Source organism: Idiomarina sp. UBA4206 (genome assembly GCF_002383015.1).
GTDB lineage: Bacteria > Pseudomonadota > Gammaproteobacteria > Enterobacterales > Alteromonadaceae > Idiomarina > Idiomarina abyssalis.
The window spans coordinates 23,891-26,963 of sequence record NZ_DFTS01000039.1; the positions used below are offsets into that span (position 1 = coordinate 23,891).

Genomic DNA, 3,073 nt, shown 5'->3' on the forward strand with positions numbered 1-3,073 from the left:
TAAGCGCGTGAAGCTGCTGCTCTGCTGCGCTGAAAACATGATTGATGGCCGTGCTTACAAGTTGGGCGACATTATTCGCTATAAAAACGGCCTGACCGTTGAAGTTGTGAATACCGATGCAGAAGGTCGACTGGTGCTGGCCGATGGCTTACAAGCCGCGGGCGAGTTTGGTGCGAAACAGATTATTGATGCGGCAACGCTGACCGGCGCCGCGCAAATGGCGGTTGGTAATGAATACAACGCGCTGTTTAGTGTGGATGAAGTGGCTGCCACTAAAGCATTGGCTAATGCGGATAAAGAAAATGAGCTGTTGTGGCGTTTGCCTCTGGCTCCGTGGCACAGTGAAAACTGCCCGTCGCCTTTTGCTGATACGGCAAACAGCCGTCCACAAAAAGGTGGTGGTGCCGGTGGTGCAAGTAATGCCGCTGGCTTTTTACTGCGTTTCGCTCCGAATAAAGGCAAGGGTTGGCTGCACTTTGACTTAGCGGGTGCTTATCAAAAATCAGCGACCTCTATGTGGGCGACAGGTGCAACCGCTGCCGGTGTGCGTACCATAGCCGCAACCGTACAAGGTGATTAATTTGGCATGATCTTGCCAATTGAAAGCGTACTGCCGGAGCTGGCAAAAGCCTTTCCGGCAGCACGTGTCGTTATTGAGGCACCGCCCGGTGCCGGTAAATCCACACAACTTCCGCTATTTCTGTTGCAGCAGGGTGTTGCCGATGACGGTCTTATTGTCATGCTGCAGCCCCGGCGTGTTGCTGCGCTGAATATTGCTCATTATTTGGCTAAGCAGTTGGGCGAGTCGGTGGGGGAGCAGGTCGGTTATACGGTGCGCGGCGACAGCAAGCGCAGTAAGGAAACTCAGTTACTTATTATTACGGAAGGCGTGTTGGTGCGGTGGTTACAGGATGACCCTGAACTTAGCGGCATTGGCACTCTGATTTTCGATGAATTTCACGAACGCAATTTGCACAGTGACTTGAGCCTGGCGCTGGTTATTGATGCCCTGCCACTACGTCCGGACTTAAACCTGCTGATTATGTCAGCCACCTTACCGGCAGAAAGTCTTAAGGTCTGGTTAGAAAACTACTGCGATAAAGTTCAGGTTCTGCGCAGCGAAGGCCGCAGTTATCCGGTTGAATACCATTACCGTCCTCCGTCTCATGTCACCCAATGGCTGACTGAATTGCCCAAAGTGGTTGTTGAGGCCTTTGCTGTCGCTGAAAAAGGCGTTTTGGTGTTCTTGCCTGGTGTCTATGAAATACAAAAAGTGGCAGGCGAACTAAGCCAACGATTCCGGCCGGCAACACTCATTTTACCCCTGCATGGCCGTATCCCGCTGCAACAACAGCGGCAGTTATTAAAGGCGACGGACGAGAAGCGCATTATTCTGGCAACCAATATTGCTGAAACCAGCTTAACGCTGGATGGTATTGATGTGGTTGTTGACAGTGGCCGCGAGCGTCGGGCTCAATATCTGCCTCAGTACGGATTAAGTCAGTTGGTGACTCAACGTATTGCCAAAGCATCGGCGACACAACGTGCTGGCCGTGCGGGGCGTCAGCAGGCAGGGCAATGTTTTCGTTTGTGGTCGCGCTCCGATGAGCATGGTTTTGCAGAGTACGCTCCGCCGGATGTCGCGACACAGGATTTATCGGCCTTAATGCTGGACGTTCTGCGCTGGGGCTCTCAGGTGAAGCAGCTGGCCTGGTTTTCTCAGCCTGAACCGGGACATTGCGCTGCAGCTATCGACTTTTTAACCAGTACTGGCCTATTGGAGCATGGGCAGTTAACGAGCAAAGCCCGGCAACTGGAACTCGGCGGCTCAGATCCCAGAGTCTTACTTGTGGCTAGTGCCGCGAAAAAGTTGTCTGAAAAACAGCAGGCGACTATGGCTTGTATTCTGGCAACCATTGAAGAGCCACAAAGCAGTATTAAATCGGTTGATTTGGCGGAGCGAACCCGGGGGCATTTCCAGCAGCGTAATCAGTTTGCTTTGTGGCAGCAGCGCTGGCGCTATTGGCTTAATTACTTTGGGATAACGGATTGGTCCGGGAGTCATGACAAGATTGGTGATGACGGGCTTAGCGAAGCTTTGCTGCAGGGTTACCCCGACCGGTTGGCAAAGTTTGATGCCACCCGAGGTGACTTTCAATTAGCCTGTGGCGGACGGGTCACTGGCGACAGTAGCCGCCTTAAGCAGCCGTCCTGGGCCGTTATTTTTGACGTGACCTTCAATGAGCAAAGTAACTTGGGGCGCAGTCGCTGCCTGTTACCAATTGACGACATCATGCCACTTTTAAAAAAGGCCGGGATTGCACCGCAAGTTAGCCAGACAAGCGAGTGGTTCGGTGAAAAGCAACAGCTGCGGCAGATAACTCGTGAAAAGTTAGGCGCTATAGTGCTGAGCGAGAAAGTCAGTAATGCCCCTGTAAATGACGAGCAAAGGGCTCAAGCTTTCTGTTTGTGGCTGCGAGAGAATGGCCTGGACAGGCTGAACTGGAGCAGGCGGTCACAGCAGCTACAGCGACGAATACACTGGCTACAACAAGTTGGTGGAGAACTGCTCTCTTATGACATGACGACAGAGTGCTTACTGAGCACCCTGGAGCAATGGGCTGTACCTTACTGGACGAGCGTTCGGTCTTTGAAACAGCTGCAACAGTGGGACCCTTATGAGGCTTTATGCTATTTTCTCGACTACTCAGAACTGCAACGTCTGAATTCGGCTTGTCCTGAATGGTGGCACACTCCGACAGAACGTAAAGTGTTTATAAATTATCTGGACGACACCCCCCGGGTTGAGGTCAAATTGCAGGAAATGTTTGGTGTTTCTGAGTCACCCAAAATTATCGATAATCGACAAGTTGTAACCGTTGATCTTCTTTCGCCGGCTGGCCGGTTGTTGCAGCGCACCAATGACCTTTCCAGCTTTTGGCAGAACGCTTACGCCGATGTGCGTAAAGAGATGCGTGGCCGCTATCCTAAGCACCCGTGGCCTGAAGACCCATTGAATGCAACCGCAACGTTTAAAACCAAAAGGCAGCAGCAGTGATTAAAAGTCGGTGGT

General features: G+C 52.1%; 1 protein-coding gene and 1 pseudogene. Both read left to right on the forward strand.

Annotated elements, in window-relative coordinates; genetic code table 11:
• A pseudogene (locus B3180_RS08170) lies at nt 1-580 on the forward strand (aminopeptidase PepB); the annotation flags it as partial.
• A gap of 6 nt (nt 581-586) precedes the next feature.
• A complete protein-coding gene (gene hrpB / locus B3180_RS08175; RefSeq protein ID WP_278358411.1) occupies nt 587-3,058 on the forward strand; it encodes an ATP-dependent helicase HrpB in 2,472 nt (823 codons plus the stop codon).
• Nucleotides 3,059-3,073: the final 15 nt, after the last annotated feature.